This is a genomic window from Bradyrhizobium sp. USDA 4506 (genome assembly GCF_054058795.1).
In genome coordinates this window covers 5033641-5051328 of record NZ_JBSSBM010000002.1, presented here as the reverse complement: position 1 = coordinate 5051328, position 17688 = coordinate 5033641, and the positions used below count along the sequence as shown (strand labels likewise).

General features: G+C 66.2%; 17 protein-coding genes. 5 read left to right on the top strand and 12 right to left on the bottom strand.

All coding sequences use genetic code 11. The features are described from left to right. Positions 1–123: 123 nt before the first annotated feature. Positions 124–1665: a glycosyltransferase family 39 protein gene (locus tag ACVIHF_RS26150; RefSeq protein ID WP_310880309.1), complete on the top strand. Its 1542-nt coding sequence runs from the start codon at positions 124–126 to the stop codon at positions 1663–1665. Positions 1666–1780: 115 nt separating this feature from the next. Here ACVIHF_RS26150 and ACVIHF_RS26145 read toward each other — a convergent pair whose 3' ends face one another. Continuing rightward, entirely contained in the window at positions 1781–2812 is a 1032-nt protein-coding gene (locus ACVIHF_RS26145) for a YcjF family protein (protein WP_456792766.1), read from the bottom strand. After that, positions 2809–4272: a YcjX family protein gene (locus tag ACVIHF_RS26140; RefSeq protein WP_456792765.1), complete on the bottom strand. Its 1464-nt coding sequence runs from the start codon at positions 4270–4272 to the stop codon at positions 2809–2811. Before ACVIHF_RS26140 ends, ACVIHF_RS26145 begins: the two co-directional genes overlap by 4 nt. A 194-nt stretch (positions 4273–4466) precedes the next feature. Here ACVIHF_RS26140 and trhA point away from each other — a divergent pair, with 194 nt between their 5' ends. Both trhA and ACVIHF_RS26130 read left to right on the top strand, forming a co-directional pair. Next, positions 4467–5162 carry a PAQR family membrane homeostasis protein TrhA gene (gene trhA / locus ACVIHF_RS26135; RefSeq protein ID WP_028334953.1) on the top strand — a complete coding sequence of 232 codons (696 nt, stop codon included), beginning with the start codon at positions 4467–4469 and terminating at the stop codon, positions 5160–5162. A gap of 219 nt (positions 5163–5381) precedes the next feature. Then, on the top strand, positions 5382–6176 hold the full coding sequence (locus ACVIHF_RS26130; RefSeq protein WP_456792764.1) for an SDR family oxidoreductase: 795 nt from the start codon (positions 5382–5384) through the stop codon (positions 6174–6176). Between the two features lie 114 nt (positions 6177–6290). Here ACVIHF_RS26130 and ACVIHF_RS26125 read toward each other — a convergent pair whose 3' ends face one another. Next, positions 6291–6905, bottom strand: a complete 615-nt coding sequence (locus ACVIHF_RS26125; RefSeq protein WP_229190944.1) for a TetR/AcrR family transcriptional regulator — start codon at positions 6903–6905, stop codon at positions 6291–6293. A gap of 91 nt (positions 6906–6996) precedes the next feature. Between ACVIHF_RS26125 and ACVIHF_RS26120 the strand changes: the two genes are divergently transcribed. Continuing rightward, complete coding sequence (locus ACVIHF_RS26120) at positions 6997–8541, top strand: 4-hydroxyphenylacetate 3-hydroxylase family protein (RefSeq protein ID WP_456792763.1); 1545 nt, start codon at positions 6997–6999, stop codon at positions 8539–8541. Positions 8542–8665: 124 nt separating this feature from the next. On the opposite strand, the gene mdlC is transcribed toward ACVIHF_RS26120, so the two are convergent. The 4 genes from mdlC to ACVIHF_RS26100 all read right to left on the bottom strand — a co-directional run bounded on the left by mdlC (position 8666) and on the right by ACVIHF_RS26100 (position 12440). Further along, positions 8666–10294 carry a benzoylformate decarboxylase gene (mdlC, locus tag ACVIHF_RS26115; protein ID WP_456792762.1) on the bottom strand — a complete coding sequence of 543 codons (1629 nt, stop codon included), beginning with the start codon at positions 10292–10294 and terminating at the stop codon, positions 8666–8668. 140 nt (positions 10295–10434) lie between these two features. Then, the gene (blaBJP, locus tag ACVIHF_RS26110; protein ID WP_456792761.1) at positions 10435–11322 is read right to left on the bottom strand and encodes a BJP family subclass B3 metallo-beta-lactamase; all 888 of its coding nucleotides are present in this window, start codon (positions 11320–11322) and stop codon (positions 10435–10437) included. A gap of 128 nt (positions 11323–11450) precedes the next feature. Further along, positions 11451–11834 carry a tautomerase family protein gene (locus ACVIHF_RS26105; RefSeq protein WP_456792760.1) on the bottom strand — a complete coding sequence of 128 codons (384 nt, stop codon included), beginning with the start codon at positions 11832–11834 and terminating at the stop codon, positions 11451–11453. A 99-nt stretch (positions 11835–11933) separates the two neighbouring features. Beyond that, positions 11934–12440, bottom strand: a complete 507-nt coding sequence (locus ACVIHF_RS26100) for a winged helix-turn-helix transcriptional regulator (protein ID WP_456792759.1) — start codon at positions 12438–12440, stop codon at positions 11934–11936. A 113-nt stretch (positions 12441–12553) separates the two neighbouring features. On the opposite strand from ACVIHF_RS26100, the gene ACVIHF_RS26095 reads away from it, so the two are divergent. After that, positions 12554–13153 (top strand): VOC family protein, encoded by a 600-nt coding sequence (locus ACVIHF_RS26095; RefSeq protein WP_456792758.1) that lies wholly within the window; start codon positions 12554–12556, stop codon positions 13151–13153. Between the two features lie 114 nt (positions 13154–13267). Here the strand turns inward: ACVIHF_RS26095 and ACVIHF_RS26090 are convergent, their stop codons facing one another. The 5 genes from ACVIHF_RS26090 to ACVIHF_RS26070 all read right to left on the bottom strand — a co-directional run bounded on the left by ACVIHF_RS26090 (position 13268) and on the right by ACVIHF_RS26070 (position 17679). Then, a complete protein-coding gene (locus tag ACVIHF_RS26090) occupies positions 13268–13456 on the bottom strand; it encodes a Rossmann-fold NAD(P)-binding domain-containing protein (protein WP_038386258.1) in 189 nt (62 codons plus the stop codon). Between the two features lie 107 nt (positions 13457–13563). Next, positions 13564–14454 (bottom strand): MBL fold metallo-hydrolase, encoded by an 891-nt coding sequence (locus ACVIHF_RS26085; RefSeq protein WP_456792757.1) that lies wholly within the window; start codon positions 14452–14454, stop codon positions 13564–13566. Positions 14455–14540: 86 nt separating this feature from the next. Next, positions 14541–15593, bottom strand: coding sequence for a histidinol-phosphate transaminase (gene hisC / locus ACVIHF_RS26080; protein WP_456792756.1), 1053 nt, complete (start codon positions 15591–15593; stop codon positions 14541–14543). A gap of 103 nt (positions 15594–15696) precedes the next feature. Beyond that, the gene (locus ACVIHF_RS26075) at positions 15697–16551 is read right to left on the bottom strand and encodes an FAS1-like dehydratase domain-containing protein (RefSeq protein WP_157347131.1); all 855 of its coding nucleotides are present in this window, start codon (positions 16549–16551) and stop codon (positions 15697–15699) included. Positions 16552–16578: 27 nt separating this feature from the next. Further along, a complete protein-coding gene (locus ACVIHF_RS26070) occupies positions 16579–17679 on the bottom strand; it encodes a CaiB/BaiF CoA transferase family protein (RefSeq protein ID WP_057019286.1) in 1101 nt (366 codons plus the stop codon). Positions 17680–17688 lie beyond the last annotated feature (9 nt).

Here is a 17688-nt window from a genome sequence, read left to right as displayed (position 1 = left end):
GAGTCGAACAAAAAGCGCGCCGTGACGATAGCCCAAGCCGAACCTGGAGCCGATAACAACAGCGTTAAGCCGGCCCGTTCGCGCGCGCCGGACTGGCGGGGCGTCATCGCCGTGATCGTTGCCATGACCGCGATGCGGTTGGTCTACGCCCATGCGCTCGATCTGCGCACCGACGAGGCCTATTACTGGACCTGGTCGAAGGAAAACGTGCTGTCGTTCCTCGACCATCCCCCGATGGTCGCCTGGTTCATCCGCTTCGGCACCGCGATCCTCGGCGACACCAATCTCGGCGTCCGCCTCGGCGGCATCGTCGCGATGCTGGCCACCCAGCTCCTGCTCGCCGACATCGTCCGCCGCGTGACGGCCAACAACGTCCGCGCCGTGATGCTGGCGTTGCTGCTGCCGGAGGCGGCGCTGTATTACGGCCTCTTGATGGCAAAGGTCGCGCCGGATACGGCGCTGATCCCGTTTTCGGTGGCGATGCTGTGGTCGCTGGTGCGGCTTGCGCAAAGCGGTGACGGGCGCTGGTGGCTCGCCGCGGGGTTGTTTGCCGGGCTGGCGCTGCTGTCGAAATTCACCGCGATCATGTTCGCGCCGGCGGTGCTCGCCTTTGCGCTGGTGCCGGATTGGCGCTGGCGCTGGCTGCGCAGCCCGTATCCGTATCTTGCCGCGCTGATCGCGATCGTTGTGTTCTCGCCGGTGCTGATCTGGAATGCCGAGCACGACTGGGCCTCGTTCCGCTTCCAGGCGGTGCGCGCCACCGCCGAGCGCGCCTTCACGCTGCGCACCGTCGGCGAATTCGTCGGCATGCAGTTCGGCCTGGTCGGCTTCGTGCTGCTGCCGGTGACGCTGTTCGGCACCGCGCTGACGGCATGGCGCGGCTATCGCAAGCGCGAGCCGGTTGCGATCCTGCTGGCGACCGCGGTCTTGGTGCCGTTCATCTACTTCCTCTGGAAGTCCTTGACGCTGCGGGTCGGCGACACCTGGCCGATGTTTTTGTGGCCAGCCGGATTTGCGGCGGTCGCGATCAACGTCACGCGGATGCCGTTCGAGGGCTGGTCGGTCGGGCTCGTCAAATCGACGGTGTATTGGGCGCGGACCGCGATCACATCAGGCATCGTGTTCGTCGTCTGCGTCTTCCTCTACTACATGTTCGCGCCGTGGAATCTGATCGGCCGCACCGATCCGATCGGCACCGAGGCGGGCTACGATGTGGTGGCTGCGCGCACGCTGGCGCAGGTTGAGGCGACCGGCGCGACCTGGGTCGCGACAACGGATTATCGCACCTATGCGATGCTGCGCTGGTTGCTGCGCGGGAAGGTGACGGTCATCGAAATCAACGAGCGCGGCCGCTTCCAGGGCTTTGCCGATCCCGGCATGAGCAAGATCCGCGATCACGCCGGCATTTATGTCGGGCGCGAGCCCGAGAACAATCTGCCGCTGTGGAGCGAGACATCAGCGGTGCGCCAGCCGCTGGAGCGCGTGACGCGCAGCTGGCGCGGCATGGTGATGGACACCTATGCGCTGGAGAAGATCAGCGGCTGGACCCCCGATCTGTCGCCGCCGCCGGACACCACCTTCTTCCGCTGGCGCGTGCTGGCCTCCTCCTTCTCCCCGCTTGCGGGGACGAGACGATCAGAGCTCGCTCTGCGAAGGTCGGGATGAGGGGGAGTCTCCACGGGGACGGCGAGAATTGGTCTCGCGGAGACTCCCCCTCACCCGGAATTTGCGCTTCGCGAAAATTCCGGCCTCTCCCCGCAAGCGGGGCGAGGCAAGCACCTCATTCCTCTTCCTCGCGCTTGCGGATCAGGTCTTTCGCGAGATCCGTCAGCGCCGGGCGCGGCAGGGCGTTGAAGGGAAGCGGGCGGGTGACGTCGATCGCGGCGAGGCCGAGCCGGGCGGTCAACAGGCCGTTGAGCATGCCTTCGCCGAGGCGTTGTGACAGTTTTGCCGCGATGCCGTGACCGAGCATCTGCTGGATCAGGCTGTCGCTGGCCGCCATGCCGCCGGTGATCGCGAGATGCGCGATGACGTGGCGCAGCAGGCGGATCATGCCGAGCGCGCCGGGCCGGCCGCCATAGAGCCGCGCCAGCTGCCGGATCATCCGCAAGCTCGCCACGAACACGAACAGCACGTCGAACAGCGCGCGCGGGCTGACCGCGGTGACGACCGAGACGCGCTGCGCGGCTGAAGACACCAGCCGCCGCGCTTCCTCGTCGAGCGGCGTCATCAATTCGCGCTCGGCGAGGCGGATCATGTCGGCGCCATCGATGATGTCGTCGGTGTGGCTCTGCAGCGCGCTGCGGGCGCGGGCGAGCTGCGGGGTCTGGTGCGCGAGCTTGAGCAGGTCGGCAACGATCGCGCGGCTCGCGGCCCGGTCGTCGCTGATCAGTACCTTGGCGGCGCGCAGATGCAGCTTCTCGATCGTCGCAAGCCGCGCCAGACCGACCAGCTCGCGCGTGGTCACGACGGCGAGCGCAACCGCGGCGATGACGGCGAGTCCCAGCCCGAGGACGCCGAGGCTTTCATTGCGTGCGAACAGGTCCTCGACGAGGTTGAGGACGCCAAGCCCGGTGCCGAGCACCACGAGGCCCGCGACCGCGCTCCAGAACAGCGTGCCCCAGCGGAAACCGCGGCGCGCCGGCACCAGCGGCGTATCGACCGGGACCGGGAGCTGCGCGGGCTCGGCCTCGGGTACGATCTGGATCGTGCCGCGGGCGAGGCGGCCGCCGTCGTCCGGATCCATCACGACCACGCCGGGATCGTCGAGCTTGAACGTCGCCGGCCGCCGCGGGGGCGTCTTCTCGTTCATTGCAGTTTGTCTCCGATCAGGAACTGGAGAGCGCGGTCAAGGCGGATGTGAGGCAGCGCCGGCTCTGCATCGCCGTTTCGTTCCAGCTTTGGCGGACGGAAGCGCAGGAAGCGGTAGTCCGCGGCCTCCGTGTCCGAGCTTGAGAGACCGCGGAAACCGCCGTTGAACAGGTCCTCCGGATTGTCGGGCAGGTCGCCGGGAAAGGTCGCAACCTCGGTCTCGCCGTCGAGCCGCTCGCCATTGGCGACCTCGCCCGGCGCCGGCATGCCGAGGATCGACGGCAGCCGGTCGCGCCCGCGCTGGACCTGCGCCTCGCGCGTGGCGCGCACCGCGGCGAGCGCGACGACGTCGATATCGGCGCCGGCATATTCGGCGCGCTCGGCGGCCTTGGCCACGATCCGCCGCAGCACGGCCTCCAGCCGGTCGTGGCTCTGGTGGTGCAGATGGTCAGCCTTGGTTGCCGCGAACAGGATGCGGTCGATGCGCGGCCGGAACAGCGCGCTCAGGATGGTGCTGCGGCCGATCCGGAAGCAGTCGAGAATGCCGGCGAGTGCGGCCTCGAGATCGTGCAGCGCCTCGGGGCCGGCATTGAATGCGGCGAGCGCATCGGCCAGCACGATCTGGCGGTCGAGCCGCGCGAAATGGTCGCGGAAGAACGGCCGCACCACGACGTCCTTGTAGGCCTCGAAGCGCCGCCGCATCATCGCCCACTGCGAGCCGTCGGGCGCGCTGCCGCCTGCGGGCACGTCGAGCGGTGCAAAGGTCAGTGCCGGCGTGTCGGCGAGATTGCCGGGCATCAGGAAGCGGCCGGGCGGCAACAGGCTCATCGCGAAGCGCTCGTCGCGGCAGGCGCGCAGATAGTCGGTGAACAGGCGTGCTTCGGTGAGCGCGGCCTGCTCGTCCTCTCTGGCCTCGGGCTTCAGCGTCGCGAGATGGGCGTGCCAGGGCGCCGCGAGTTTTGCGCGCAGCGGCTCGCGCGACAGCGCAAGGCTTTCCGCCGACCATTGCTCGTAGCTCTTGTTGAGCAGCGGCAGGTCGAGCAGCCACTCGCCGGGATAGTCGACGATATCGAGGGTCAGCGTGCGGTCCGCGCCATTTTGCCGCTGATACTCGATCACGAGACGGAGCTCGGAGATGTCGGTGGTCGAGTTCGGCCAGCGCCGCTCCTCGACCAATGTCCGGACATGGTTCTCATAGGCGAAGCGCGGCACCGCATCGTCGGGCTGCGGGGCGAGATAGGCGCGCGCGATCCGCCCCGAGGCATAGGCCTCGAACACCGGGAAGCGGCCGCCGCGGGTCAGGCCGTGCACCAGCGCGGTGATGAACACGGTCTTGCCGGCGCGCGACAGGCCGGTGACGCCGAGCCGCACCGTCGGGTTGAAGAACCCCTCGCCGTAGTCGAGCAGCGCCCGCGCCGAGAGACGGGCTTCCTCGACGATATCAGTGAAGCTGGGGGGCATGGAGGGTTAACGAAAACCCGGCAGGAGGGACCAAAAGGGGCGGGCGATCACCCGCAAGGTGGCGATTATCGGGCCAAAATCAAGCTTCACATTTCCGGCGCCTTTGCAGGCGAGGGGTTGTCGGGGGGCAGGGGAATTGAACGCGTCAGACCACCCGCGCTCCCCATCGTCCATCGGCCCACGGGAAAGCCTGCATGACGGTCTTCCGCCTGAAGCAACTTGCCTCGACCTCGATCCACGCGGCCGGCGCCGCGCTGTGGAACTACGACCGTGCCGAGCTGATCGCCGACGGCGTCGTCCATCTCGTCGGCGTCGCTTTCGGGCTGGTTGCCGCCACCGCGCTGATCGTGCTGACCGCAGTCTATGCCGGCCCGTTCGACATCGCCGTGGTGTCGGTCTATGTCGCCGGCCTGCTTGCAATGCTGGTGCTGTCGGCGACCTATAATCTCTGGCCGGTGTCGCGCGCCAAATGGGTGCTGCGGCGCTTCGACCATTCCGCGATCTATCTGCTGATCGCCGCGACTTACACGCCGTTCATCGTGGAACTGAAGGACAGCACCTTCGCGATCGCGCTGCTGGTCGGGGTCTGGTGCGTGGCGATCGTCGGGATCTGGCTCAAGCTGCGCTATCCCGGCCGCTTCGACCGGCTCTCGGTCGGACTCTACCTTGCGATGGGCTGGAGCGGCATCATGCTCTACGACCGCGTCGTGAAGGCGCTGCCGGCGATGGCGCTCGGCTTCGTGCTGGCCGGCGGTATTCTCTACAGCCTGGGCGTGATCTTCCACTCCTGGCGGCGGCTACGCTTCCAGAACGCGATCTGGCACTGCTTCGTGCTGCTCGGGGCTGCCTGCCACTACACGGCGGTGTTTGACGTCGTGCTGGCGAGCTGAAGTTCTCGCCATCTGCGGCGAATGGGCTATCATGTTTCGTGATAGGCGCATTCAGCCCTCACACCGTCACCCTGAGGAGCCGCGCAGCGGCGTCTCGAAGGGTCGACGGCCACCAGCCGGGCCGTTCATCCTTCGAGACGCGCTCCTCAGGATGACGGAAGGCGCAGGGCAGCATGGGCAAGGCAACAACGTACGAGCAAAGATATCGGGAGGATGGCCATGCAGGTGGCAGGTAAGGTTGTGGTGGTCACCGGCGGTGGCAATGGCATCGGCCAGGCGCTGTGCGAGGCGTTCCATGCCGCAGGCGCGTCGAAGGTCGTGGTCGTCGACCTCGATCATGGCGCGGCCGAGAAGGTCGCGGCCACGGTCGGTGGTGCCGCCTTCAAATGCGACGTCGGGCAGGAGAAGAACATCCTGCATGTGATCGACGAGACCGAGCGTATGTTCGGCCCGATCGCGCTGTTCTGCTCCAATGCCGGCATCGGCGGCGGCTTCGATCCGCTGTCGGTGAACGCCGGCGGCACCTCGGACGAGCCGTGGTCGCGGAGCTGGGCGATCCATGTGATGGCGCATGTCTATGCCGCGCGGCATCTGGTGCCGCGCATGAAGACGCGCGGCGGCGGCTATTTCCTCAACACGATCTCGGCCGCGGGCCTCTTGTCGCAGGTCGGCAGTCCGGCCTACTCGACCACCAAGCACGCCGCGGTCGGCTTTGCGGAAAACCTCGCGATCTCGCACCGCGCCGACAACATCAAGGTCTCGATCCTCTGTCCGCAGGGCGTCGACACCAGCATGCTGCGCTCGATTCCGAAGGGCCCGCAATCCGGCGACGGCGATCTTTCCGCCGAGCAGGTCGCGCAGGATGCACTCAAGGGCATCGAGCAGGAGACCTTCCTGATCCTGCCGCACCCGCAGGTGCTCGGCTACATGCGCAAGAAGACCGAGAATTACGATCGCTGGATCGGCGGCATGGCCAAGATCCAGGCCAAGATGCGGGAAGCGCACGGTAAGTGAGGCCTGTAGCCCGGATGGAGCGAAACGTAATCCGGGTCGAACGTGCTCGCGTGAATCCCGGATTTCGCTGCGCTTCATCCGGGCTACGATATCGGCCGCGCAACTGAGGCGGCCTCACTCCTTTGCTATCTGCGCGATCCTGTCGCGCAGATAGGCATCCATCAAATCGGGCGCCGAGGCGCCGAACATCCTGATGCGGCCGGTGTGCAATAGCAGCAGGAGGCCGGTCGCATGCGCGAAGCAGTCCACCATCACCGTGTTCGCCTTCGACCTGGAGGCGCCGAGCGCCTCTGCGGCTTCGGCGATCGGATGCAGCGCCGCCTCCAGCGCGGCGTTCAGCGCGTGATCGCGGTCATGGCCGAGCCCGGCCGGCTTCATGCCGCCGCGGAACAAGTAGAAGCCGAGATCGAGGTCGCGCGGGTTCTCCGCGTAATAGCGGAAGAAGCCCATGCCTGCGGCGTGCAGCTTCTGCTTGGCGCCGCGCGTTGTCGCGACCGCCGCACTGACGGCTTCGCCGAGCGAGGCCAGCGATTGCCGCAGCACCTCGGCGTAGATCGCCTCCTTGGAATCGAAATGGAAATACAGCGCCGCCGGCGTGTAGCCGGCCCGCGTCGCGATCGCCCGCAGGCTCGCGCCCTCGAGGCCTTCCTCCGCGAATACGCTGCGCGCCGCGTCGAGGATCAGCTCCCGCTTGTGGCGGCTGACCGCTTCCTTCCTGCTCTCGCGCATCTGCATGGCCCGGCAAATCCGTTCTTGACTCAATTCTAACAGCGTTAGATAATTTAACAGTGTTATAATAAATGAGCAAGGGAGAAGCGTCATGCTGATGACGGCTGCGGACTACCGGGAATCCCTGCGCCGCTACAAGCCGCGTGTGTTCGTCAACGGCGCGGCCGTTGCGAGCGTGGCGGACGAGCCGTTGCTGGCGCCCGGCGTGGCAGGCGTCGGCGTGACCTATGATTTCGCGCTGCAGCCCGAGCATGTGCCGATCATGACGGCGCGGCAGGGTACCTCGGGCAAGACCGTCAACCGCATGCTCCACATCAATCGGAGCTCGCAGGACCTGCTCGACAAGCTCGAGGCGGTGCGGCTGGTGTGCAGGACGTCGGGCTGCGCGCAGCGCTACCTGACCCATGATGCGCTGAACGGTCTCTTTCAGGCGACCAGGCTGACCGACGATCGCCACGGCACCGATTACAGCCAGCGCTTCCTCAACTATCTGCACGAGGTGCAGGACCAGGATCTGACGCTCGGGATCGCCATGACCGATGCGAAGGGCGACCGCTCGAAGCGTCCCGGCCTGCAGGCCAATGCGGACGTCTACGTCCACATCAAGGAACGTCGGCCCGACGGCATCGTGATCCGCGGCACCAAGGCGATCGTGACCGGCGCGCCTTACATGCACGAATTCCTTGTCATGCCGTGCCGCACCCATGTGCCAGCCGACAAGGATTTTGCGGTCTGTTGCGCCGTGCCGGTCGATGCGCCCGGCGTCACGATCGTCGCGCGTCCGGCTGGCCGGCCCGGCGATGCCGCGGCGAAATTTTCCGCGAAATACGGCCAGTCGGTCGGCGTCGTGATGTTCGACGACGTGTTCGTGCCGCATGATCGGGTGTTCCTCGCCGGCGAGACCGAGGAGGGCGGCTTCCTGACGACGTCCTACGCCACGCATCACCGGCATTCCTGCATCGGCGCCCGTGCCGGCTTCGGCGATCTCTTGATCGGCGCCGGCGCGCTGATGATCGAGGCGAACGGGCTCGATGCCGAGAAGCATGCGCATATCCGCGAGGCGATGGTGGAGCTGATCACCATCACCGAAAGCTTCTACGCCTGCGGCGTCGCCTCCTCGGTCTACTGCACGAAGGATCCGGCGGGCTCGGTTATGCCGGATGCGGTGTTCTCCAACATCGGCAAGCTGCTGCTGGCGACCAAGATCTACGACATGCACCGCGTCGCGCATTACGTCTCCGGCGGGCTGATCGTCGCGCTGCCGGGGCCCGACGAGGATCACAATCCGGAAACGCGCGCCTCGCTTGCCGCTGTCATGAGTGGACGTCCCGATATCCCGGCCGATCAGCGTGCCGAGGTGGCGCGGCTGATCGAGGACCTCACCGTCTCGCACGAAGCCGGCTGGTATTCAGTGATCTCGTTGCACGGCGGCGGCTCGCCGGAGGCGATGAAGCGCGAGATCTGGCGCAACTATCCGGTGATGGAGAAGGCCGAGCTGGTCGAGAATCTGCTCGGCCGCGACCTCGTCGACCAGGGGCAACGGGTGTCGAAGCAGCCCGGACGCTGCTGCGCAACCGGCTGCGAGGCGCCGACGCCGTCAGCGGCGCCCATGCTCGGCGATCCAATGCCCTCGTAATAAGGTTGCGAATATATGTCCAGCCGTCATTGCGAGGAGCGGCAGCGACGAAGCAATCCATATCTCCACTTGCCGAAAGATGGATTGCTTCGCTTCGCTCGCAATGACGTGGCGAGATTGCCGCTCAGCTCTTCTGCGCGTAGAGCAGCGGCACCTGGGAATCGACCATCACCTCGATCAGGCTGGTGCCTTGGTGCGACAGGGCGCGCTGGTAGGCGCTCGGAAGCTCGGCTGATTTCGTCACCCGCACGGCGTCGCAGCCCAGGCCTTCGGCGAGCTTGACGAAATCGATGCCGGGCAGATCGAGGCCCGGCACGTTGCGCACCTGCATCACCTGGCTGAACGAGCGCATCGCGCCGTAGCCGGAATTGTTCAGCACCACGACCGTCAGCGGCAGCTTTCGCTGCGCTGATGTCCACAGCGCCTGGATCGAATACATCGCCGAGCCGTCGCCGATCAGGCAGACCGTGCGTCCCTGGCGTCGACCGAGCGCCATGCCGACCGCGGCCGGCAGGCTGTAGCCGAGGCCGCCGCTCGCCATGGTGTAGAAGCTGTCCTGGCCGTGCATCGGCATCGCCTTCTGCATCAGCGGGCGGTGCGACGGTATTTCCTCGACCAGCGCATCATGCGGCCCCATCGCGGCCGAGAGCGCGTGCAGCGCGTATCCGGCAGGGATCGGGTCGCCGGCGGCCGGAGCCGGCGGCAGGACACGGCCAGCCGGCGCGGTGCGTTTCGTCTCAAGCAGCATCTCGAGCAGCGCCGTCAGCGCGGGCTTCATGGTCGCGACGATGCTGTGGCCGGTCGGCGTCATCGCGGCGGCGTCCGGATCGTCGGTGATCTGGAAGATCGTGGTCGAACCGTCGAAGATCGCGGCATGGCCCTCGACATGGAAGGTGAAGACCGGCGCGCCGACCACGACGACGAGATCGTGATCGCGCAGCGCATCGGAGAGCTGGCCCGGCGCGGCATGCAGGAAGCCGGCAAACTGCGGATGCCGTTCGGGGAACGAGCAGCGCGCCGAGAACGGGCTGGCCCAGACCGCGGCCTTCGACTTCTCGGCGACGTCAACCATGAGATCGACCGCCTCGGCCCGATCGACGGCCGGGCCGACGACGAGGGCAGGGCGCTTGGCCTCGCCGAGCGCGGCCACCAGCGCCTGCATCGCGGATGGATCAGGACCGATTTCGCGACTGACCTGGCGCGCGTCGAGCGGCTGTGTCGCATGCGCCCAGTCGTCGATCGGCACCGAGACGAAAGTCGGCCCGCAGGGCGGCTGCATCGCGACATAATAGGCGCGCGCGATCGCGGCGGGCACGTCTTCGGCGCGCGCCGGCTCGACCGCGAATTTCACGTAAGGCCGCGGGAATTCGGAGGCCCGCTCGGCATAGAGGAAGGCCTGCAGCGGCATGATCGAGCGCGCCTGCTGGCCCGCGGTGATCACCAGCGGGGTCTGGTTGCGATAGGCGTTGTAGATGTTGCCGAGCGCGTTGCCGACGCCGGCCGCCGAATGCAGATTGACGAAACCGGCATTGCGCGTCGCCAGCGCATAGCCGTCGGCCATGCCGACGACGGAAGCCTCCTGCAGGCCGAGCACGTAGTCGATGTCGTCGGGCCAGTCGCTCAGGAACGGCAGCTCGGTCGAGCCGGGATTGCCGAACACCTTCTTGATGCCCCATGCGCGCAGCAGGCCGAAGGTGGCGTCCTTGACGGTGACGGTCTTGCCTTTGCTGGCGGCGGGTTTGCGCGAGGACATCGGGCGGCTCCCATTTCTGTCTTGTTACGTTCCGTCATTGCGGGCGGCAAAAGCGGAAAGGCAATCCACCTGTCGATGGATTGCCTGACGATGTCAAGCCGCTGGGCCCATAGTTGCCGCGGCAACGGCTGCAATTGCGGCTAGTTGGCCTTCTGCAGCGCGGTGGTCTGCTTGGCGAGCTGCTTGTCGAAATCCTGCTCAAGCCCGGCCACATAGGTGGCATTTTCGCCCGGCTTGACGAACGGGTTCGGCGCGCCGTCCTTCATCTGCGCCCGCTTGGCCTGCATGGCGTAGACCTCCGGATGCGGTCCGAGCAGCACGTCGACCTTCATCGCCTTGACCTTGGTGAAGGTCGAGCGGTAGTCGTCGACGATGCCGGGATAGGTCGGACGGCCGACCAGCCGGTTCAGTGCCACCGTTCCGCTACAGAAGAACAGCACGTTGCGCGCCTGGCTGCTGTCCTTGACCGTGATCTCCCAGCTGGTGCAGCCGGGCGAATGGCCGGGGGTGGTGTGCGCGGTCAGCGTGACATCGCCGAGCGTCACCTTGTCGCCTTCCTTGACGGTGCGGTCGACCTTCACCGGCGTAAAGGCGAGATCGGCGTTGTTCTCGTCGCCCGGATAATAGCCGCCCTCGAGCAGGGGCTTGTCGCGCTCGCCGGCGATCAGTTGCGCGCCGGTCTCCTTCTTGATCTCGGCAAAGCCGCCGGTGTGGTCGAGATGGGCGTGGGTGTTGAGGATGATCTTGATGTCGCGCTCCTTGAAGCCGAGCTTGGCGATGTTGTCCTTGATCATGCCGGTCGACTGCTGCATCGCCGTGTCCATCAGGATCAGCCCTTGCGACGTCTTGATGACGTAGACCGCGATCCCGTCAGTGCCCACATAGTAGATATTGTCGATGAGCTGGAACGGCTCGAACGGCGCGGTCCATTTCTTCATGACAACAGCCATGAAGTCCTTGAGCGTCTGTGCCTGCGCACCGGTTGCGATCAGCGCGAGCGCGCACAGCGCGGCTGCGATCGTCCTCATGGTTGCCTCCCTCTTTGTTGTTGTTCGTGCACGGGCGGCACTATGCGTGCTGGCGACGCCGGCCGCAAGCTGCGGACGGCAAGCCGCAGGGCTGACGGCCGTCCGTCCGGCGCATTCCTGTTCTGCGTTCAGCTCGCGTATTGCGCGATGCCGTGACCGAACGACCAGTTCTCCTTGGCGACCTCGACGAGGTTGATGACAACATCGTCCGGCCGTCCCTGCAGCTGGCTCTGATAGTCGTCCACGATCCGCTTGTAGAACGCCTTCTTCGTCTCGACGGTACGCCCGGCATTCATGGTGATCTGGATGAAGATGAGATCGTCGCTGTAGGTATTGCCGAGATAGTTGTCGGCGTAGTTCAGGTCGCCACGGTCGTGCTCGGTGATGACCTGAAACTTGTCATTCTCGGGCACGTTGATCACCTCGCGCATCGCCTTGTAGACGATCTCGCCAAGGGTCTTGCGATATTCCGCGGGCTTGCCGCGCTTCAGGTCGATACGGACGAATGGCATGGTGGGTCTCCTGTGTGATGCGAGGCTCGGCCCCGCGTGATCGGGATGTACGACGGTGCGAATGGGCATCGTCCGCTTGCGCCGGCGAGGTCGGTGCGTTCAGCGGGCCGCCTTGAAGGCCTCCCAGCGCGCATCGCGCTCTCTCTGATATTTGGGCGTTCGCTCCGCAACCATGTCCGCCCAATGCAGCGGCTTGCCGCAGGACTGGCAGGCCGGACCGAGCCCGGCCGGCTTGCCGCAGACGAGGTGCGTATAGTTCATCGAAAGACCGTCCCTGGGTGATTTGCACCAGGTCTCGCCCCAGGCGCGCAGCGCGAACATGACGGGGAAGAACGCCGCGCCCTTCTCCGTCAGATGATATTCGTGGCGCAACGGACGCTCGTTGTAGACGCGCCGCGTCACCAGTCCGTCCGCCTCCAGCTTCTTCAGCCGCGCGGTGAGCATCTGCGGGGTCGCGCCGGTATAGGCCTGAATCTCCTCGAAGCGATGGTTGCGCGCGAACAGCTCGCGCAGCACCAGCACCGTCCAGCGGTCGCCCACCACGGTCTCCGCGCGCGCCACCGGACACAGCGTTTGGTCAGCAGGATTGCCCTTTGGCCTTGCCATCACGTTTTCTTCATCCAGCATTGTTGCTATGATTTTCATAGCAATATGGGCTATCGTCAAGGCGGGTGCAACGGGCGTTTCCGCCCGGTCCCTCACATTTCAAGGAGCACGCCATGAGTACCGAAGGCAGAAAACCGGGTATCGACATGAAGCTCGAGGTCGTGGCGATTCCGGTGTCCGATGTCGACCGGGCCAAGCGCTTTTATGAAAATCTCGGCTGGCGGCTCGACGCCGATTTCGTTAGGGCGGACCGGTCCCGGGCGCTGCAACTGACGCCGCCGGGCTCGCCGACCTCCATCCATCTCGACAAGGGATCCGCGCTGCCGCGCTTCCTGATCGTGAACGACATCGAGGCGGCGCGTGCCGAGCTGATCGCGCGTGGCGTCGACGTCAGCGAGGTGTTCCATCGCGGGGCGGAGGGCCGCATTAAGGGACCCGATCCGGAGCGGCCGAGCTACGGTTCGCTCGCCACCTTCAACGATCCCGACGGCAATGTCTGGCTGCTCCAGCAGGTGACACAGCGTCTGCCCGGACGCGTCGACGGAAACAGTACGACGTTCACCTCATCGACCGATCTGGCCGCCGCGCTGCGGCGCGCATCGGCCGCCCATGGCGAGCACGAGAAGCGAACCGGCGGGCACGATGCGAACTGGCCGGACTGGTACGCCGATTACATCGTGCGCGAACAGGCCGGGAGCCCGCTGCCGGAGTGACGGATCAAACAGGAGTATCCGTCATGGCGGCGCGAACGATCGCGCAGTTTCGCGAACAGGCCACCGCGCTCGGCGTCAAGGCTGCCGGGGTGTACGCCGGCCGAGTAGGCGGCGTCACGCCTTGAGGCAGGCGCCGCGCTCGGACAAGACCTTCTCGGCCTTCGGCGTCAGCTCGTAGAGGTCGCCGTCCTTGGCGACGTATCCCTCCCTGATGAGCCGGTCGACTTCGCCTTGCACGTCGTCGGCGAAGGCAATGGATTGGGCGATGTCGCAGAGAACCGCGACCTGTTCGTCTCTAAGCATGGCGTCCTCCGTCAGGGCGGGGAACGCGCAAGCCGGGTTTCGGTTCCAAGGGGCCGGATGATACACCCGGCTTTCACCCGGTGAGCTGTGGCTCCGGGTGTTGCATCTTACCCATGCCGCGCATCGAGTACCGGCGCGTAGCCACCGCCGTCCCGACGAACATGAGCACAGCGCGGGCCGCGGAAGTGGGCGGGTATGACGAGGCGGCCGCTGTCCGCGGCCTCTGCCAGGATCTTCGTCCTCGTCTCGCGCGCGAGCTGCGGGTCGGCACAGGATGATGTCGACAGATCGGGCTGGAAGATCTGCACCGGATTGTGCACGGCATCGCCGCAAAAGATCGCGCGATGTTGTGCGTAGTCTACCATCAGCTCCATCTGGCCGCTGGTGTGGCCCGGCAGCGGGACCAGCCGCAGGCCCGGTCCCAACTGATGGCCATCGTCGACCAGATCGACACGGCCTGCCTCGACGATCGGGATGACGCTCTGCTCCAGGGCGCGGGCGTGGATCGGCGGGGCACGCCCGGCATCATGCTGCGTCATCCAGTCGGCAAGCTCGCGGCGGCCGAACAGATACCGCGCGTTGGGAAAGGTCGGCTGCCAGCGGCCGTTGTTCTGGCGTGTATTCCAGCCGACGTGATCGACATGCAGATGGGTGCAGAATACGACGTCGATGCCGGCCGCGTCGACGCCGCACGCGCGCAACCGGTCGAGGAAGCCGCTGCCGCGGCGCCGATGCCAGGCCGGAATGTCGGGGATGTCCTTGTGCTCGCCGATGCAAGCGTCGATCAGCAGCGTTCGGCCGCCGGTTCGCACCACAAAACTCTGGATCGCGTGTTTCGCGACGCCCCGGGCGAGGTCGATGAACACCGGCTCCAGCGTGGCGCGATGCGCTTCGATCAAGCCGCGATCGTATCCGGGCAGGAATTCGGCGAGCGGAAGGCCGAAATCGTCGTCGTCGACGATGACGTCGACGGTCGCGTCGCCGATCGCAAATCGCATGACCGCTCCTTCCCGGAGAACCGTGCATCCCAACGCGCGGTCACTATGCAGGGTGGCGCCGTCGATCGCAAGTTGGTGAACGGCTATCAGACCATGCCGCGCAGCAGGCCGAGCAGGCGGCCGCACTCATCGTCGGTACCGACCGTGATGCGCAAAAAGTCCTCGATCCGCGGCTTCTGGAAATGCCGCACCAGCACGCCGCGCTCGCGCAACCTCGCGGCGAGATCGGCGCCGCGATGGCTGGGATGGCGGGCGAACACGAAATTCGCCTGCGACGGCAGCAGCTCGAACCCCAGCTCAATGAGGCTGCGGACCAGCGCCTCTCTGCTCCTGATGATGCGTTGCCGCGTCTCCTCGAACCACGCCTCGTCCTCGATGGCGGCGACCGCGCCCGCGATCGCGAAGCAGTCCAGCGGATAGGAGTTGAAGCTGTCCTTGACCCGCTCCAGCGCCTCGATCAGCGGGCGCTGGCCGATGGCGAAGCCGACGCGCAAGCCGGCCAGCGCGCGCGATTTGGAGAGCGTCTGGATCACGAGCAGATTGTCGTGGCGCGCGACCAGCGGCACGGCGCTCTCGGCGCCGAAGTCGACATAGGCCTCGTCGACCACCACCAGCCGGTCGGGATGCTCGGCGAGCAGCGCCTCGATCGCGGCGCGCGGCAGCGCGGTGCCGGTCGGTGCGTTCGGATTGCACAGCAGGATGGCGCTGCCGGGCCGCCGGTAGTCGGCAAGGTTCACCCGCATCGCGGCGTCGAGCGGCACTTGCGCGTAGCTGACGCCGTAGAGGCGGCAATAGACCGGGTAGAAGCTGTAGGTGATGTCGGGAAACAGCAGCGGCGCATCGTGCTTCAGCAGCGCCGGGAACGCGTGGGCCAGCACCTCGTCCGAGCCGTTGCCGACGAACACCTCGTCCGCCGCGACGCCGTAGCGCCTCGCGATCGCCTCACGCAGCGCGGTTGCGCGCGGGTCCGGGTAGAGCCGCAGGCGATCCGTGGTCGCTGTGATCGCCGCCACCGCGCGTGGCGACGGCGGGTAGGGATTTTCGTTGGTATTGAGCTTGATAAGGCCGTCGATCTTCGGCTGCTCGCCGGGCACGTATGGCGACAGATTGTGGACGACCGAACTCCAGAAGCGACTCATGATCTGCGATCCAGGGATGAACGCGATCACAATAAGGAATACGAGGCGCTGATGAAAGCGCCTCTTTATTCCCTCGCATCATGACACGCGTCGTGCTCGCGCGTTACCAGGTCGCCGTGCCCTTCATGGTCGGCTGGCCCTCGGCATTCGCGGTCCACAGCTCCATGCCGCCGTCCTTGTCGCTGGCATTGATCGAGAACTCGCTGCCCTCGAACAGCGGCTGCACGCCGCGATAGGCGAGCTTCTTCGGCGGCTTGCCGCCGCGCAGCTTGGCGGCGAACTCGACGATGAAGGAAGCCTGCAGCGGGCCGTGGAAGATCAGGCCCGGATAGCCCTCGACCTTGGTGACGTAGTCGCGGTCGTAATGAATGCGATGGCCGTTGAAAGTCAGCGCCGAGTAGCGGAACAAGAGCACCGGGTCGGAGACGTGGCTTTCGCGATGCTGCGCGACCGGGGGAGGCGGCGGCGCCTTGGCGGGCGCTGCGCCTTGCGTGCTCGTCATCTCGCGATAGACGATGTCCTGCCGCTCGCGCACCGCAAGCCCGCGCGAGGTCGTCACCTCGTGATTGACCGAGACGAAGCACAGCGTGCCGGTCGAGCCCGATTTGACCGTGACGTCGACGATCTTCGAGGTGCGTTTGGCCTCATCGCCGATGCGCAAGCTGTCGAAGAATTCGAGCTCGCCGCCGGCCCACATCCGGCGCGGCAGCGGCACCGGCGGCAGGAAGCCGCCGCGGGTCGGGTGGCCGTCGGGGCCGAGCTGCGACATCGGAAACACCGGCTGCGCCAGGCACCAATGCGTGGTCCACGGCGCGGCGTCACCGGCCTTCGGCTCGCCGATCTCCTGGAACAGCGTCGCGCGCAGCCCCATCACGAGATATTTGGTGACGACGTCGGAGGCCTCCGTGGTCTTGCCAATCCACTGGCGGAGATGATCGAGGTCGAGTTTGTCGCTCATGATGGTGTTGCCCGGGCAGGAGGGATTTCAGGAACGTCTGGTGCGCTCGCCGATCGCGGGCACCTTGCCGTAGTGCCTGTCCTCGCCGACCACGATCGCGGCCGGCGCCGGATAGCTGACCTTGCCGTTCGGCGTGTCGACCTCGACGCGGCGCAGATGCGGATGTTTCGCGAGGTCGTCCATGCTGTTGACCTCGGCAAAGGCAATGTCGGCCTCGGCAAGCTTCGCCAGCAACTCCTCGCGCGTCAGCTTGCCGAAGCTGTCGCTGACGATCTGGTCGGTAACGGCGCGGTTGCGCACGCGCTCGACCATATTGGCAAAGCGCGGATCGTCAGGCAGGCCGGGCTGGCCCAGCACCTTGGCGCAGAGCGTCTTCCACTCGCGCTCGCTCTGGATCGAGATCAGGATCTCCTTGCCGTCCTTCGAGCGGAACACGCCATAGGGCGCGATCGAGGGATGGGCGAGGCCGATCCGCTTCGGCGACTTGCCGTCCTCGGCATTGAGCAGCGGCACGGTGAGCCAGTCGGCCATCACGTCGAACATCGAGATCCGGATGTCGGCGCCGTCTCCGGTGCGACCGCGACCGATCAGCGCCTCGAGGATCGCGGCATGCGCAGTGGCGCCGGTCGCGACGTCGACGATCGACATGCCGACGCGCGAGGCGCCCTCGGGGCCGCCGGTGATCGAGGCAAGGCCGCTCTCGGCCTGGATCAGGAGGTCATAGGCCTTGCGGTCGGCGTACGGCCCGGTGTCGCCATAGCCCGTGATCGTGCACATGATCAGCTTCGGATAATCCTTGCGCAGCCGCTCGCGCGAGAAGCCGAGCTTGTCCATCGAGCCCGGTTTGAGGTTCTGCAGCAGCACGTCGGCACCGGCGATCAGCTCTTCCAGCTGCGCGCGGCCTTCCTTGGTGGCGAGGTCGACCACGGCGGAATCCTTGCCGCGGTTCAGCCAGACGAAATAGCTGCTCTGGCCCTTCGCCGCGGCGTCGTAGCCGCGGGCGAAATCGCCCTCGGGCCGCTCGATCTTGATGACATGGGCGCCGGCGTCGGCGAGGCGTGACGAGCAGAACGGCGCGGCAACCGCCTGTTCGACGGCGATGACGGTCAATCCCTCAAGCGGCAGCATGATCAAGCA

Excerpts from the sequence above, each read along its gene's own strand:
- ACVIHF_RS26150 (WP_310880309.1), top strand. The coding sequence starts at position 124 with ATGACCGCGATGCGGTTGGTCTACGCCCATGCGCTCGATCTGCGCACC.
- ACVIHF_RS26145 (WP_456792766.1), bottom strand. The coding sequence starts at position 2,812 with ATGAACGAGAAGACGCCCCCGCGGCGGCCGGCGACGTTCAAGCTCGAC.
- ACVIHF_RS26140 (WP_456792765.1), bottom strand. The coding sequence starts at position 4,272 with ATGCCCCCCAGCTTCACTGATATCGTCGAGGAAGCCCGTCTCTCGGCG.
- trhA (WP_028334953.1), top strand. The coding sequence starts at position 4,467 with ATGACGGTCTTCCGCCTGAAGCAACTTGCCTCGACCTCGATCCACGCG.
- ACVIHF_RS26130 (WP_456792764.1), top strand. The coding sequence starts at position 5,382 with ATGCAGGTGGCAGGTAAGGTTGTGGTGGTCACCGGCGGTGGCAATGGC.
- ACVIHF_RS26125 (WP_229190944.1), bottom strand. The coding sequence starts at position 6,905 with ATGCGCGAGAGCAGGAAGGAAGCGGTCAGCCGCCACAAGCGGGAGCTG.
- ACVIHF_RS26120 (WP_456792763.1), top strand. The coding sequence starts at position 6,997 with ATGCTGATGACGGCTGCGGACTACCGGGAATCCCTGCGCCGCTACAAG.
- mdlC (WP_456792762.1), bottom strand. The coding sequence starts at position 10,294 with ATGTCCTCGCGCAAACCCGCCGCCAGCAAAGGCAAGACCGTCACCGTC.
- blaBJP (WP_456792761.1), bottom strand. The coding sequence starts at position 11,322 with ATGAGGACGATCGCAGCCGCGCTGTGCGCGCTCGCGCTGATCGCAACC.
- ACVIHF_RS26105 (WP_456792760.1), bottom strand. The coding sequence starts at position 11,834 with ATGCCATTCGTCCGTATCGACCTGAAGCGCGGCAAGCCCGCGGAATAT.
- ACVIHF_RS26100 (WP_456792759.1), bottom strand. The coding sequence starts at position 12,440 with ATGGCAAGGCCAAAGGGCAATCCTGCTGACCAAACGCTGTGTCCGGTG.
- ACVIHF_RS26095 (WP_456792758.1), top strand. The coding sequence starts at position 12,554 with ATGAGTACCGAAGGCAGAAAACCGGGTATCGACATGAAGCTCGAGGTC.
- ACVIHF_RS26090 (WP_038386258.1), bottom strand. The coding sequence starts at position 13,456 with ATGCTTAGAGACGAACAGGTCGCGGTTCTCTGCGACATCGCCCAATCC.
- ACVIHF_RS26085 (WP_456792757.1), bottom strand. The coding sequence starts at position 14,454 with ATGCGATTTGCGATCGGCGACGCGACCGTCGACGTCATCGTCGACGAC.
- hisC (WP_456792756.1), bottom strand. The coding sequence starts at position 15,593 with ATGAGTCGCTTCTGGAGTTCGGTCGTCCACAATCTGTCGCCATACGTG.
- ACVIHF_RS26075 (WP_157347131.1), bottom strand. The coding sequence starts at position 16,551 with ATGAGCGACAAACTCGACCTCGATCATCTCCGCCAGTGGATTGGCAAG.
- ACVIHF_RS26070 (WP_057019286.1), bottom strand. The coding sequence starts at position 17,679 with ATGCTGCCGCTTGAGGGATTGACCGTCATCGCCGTCGAACAGGCGGTT.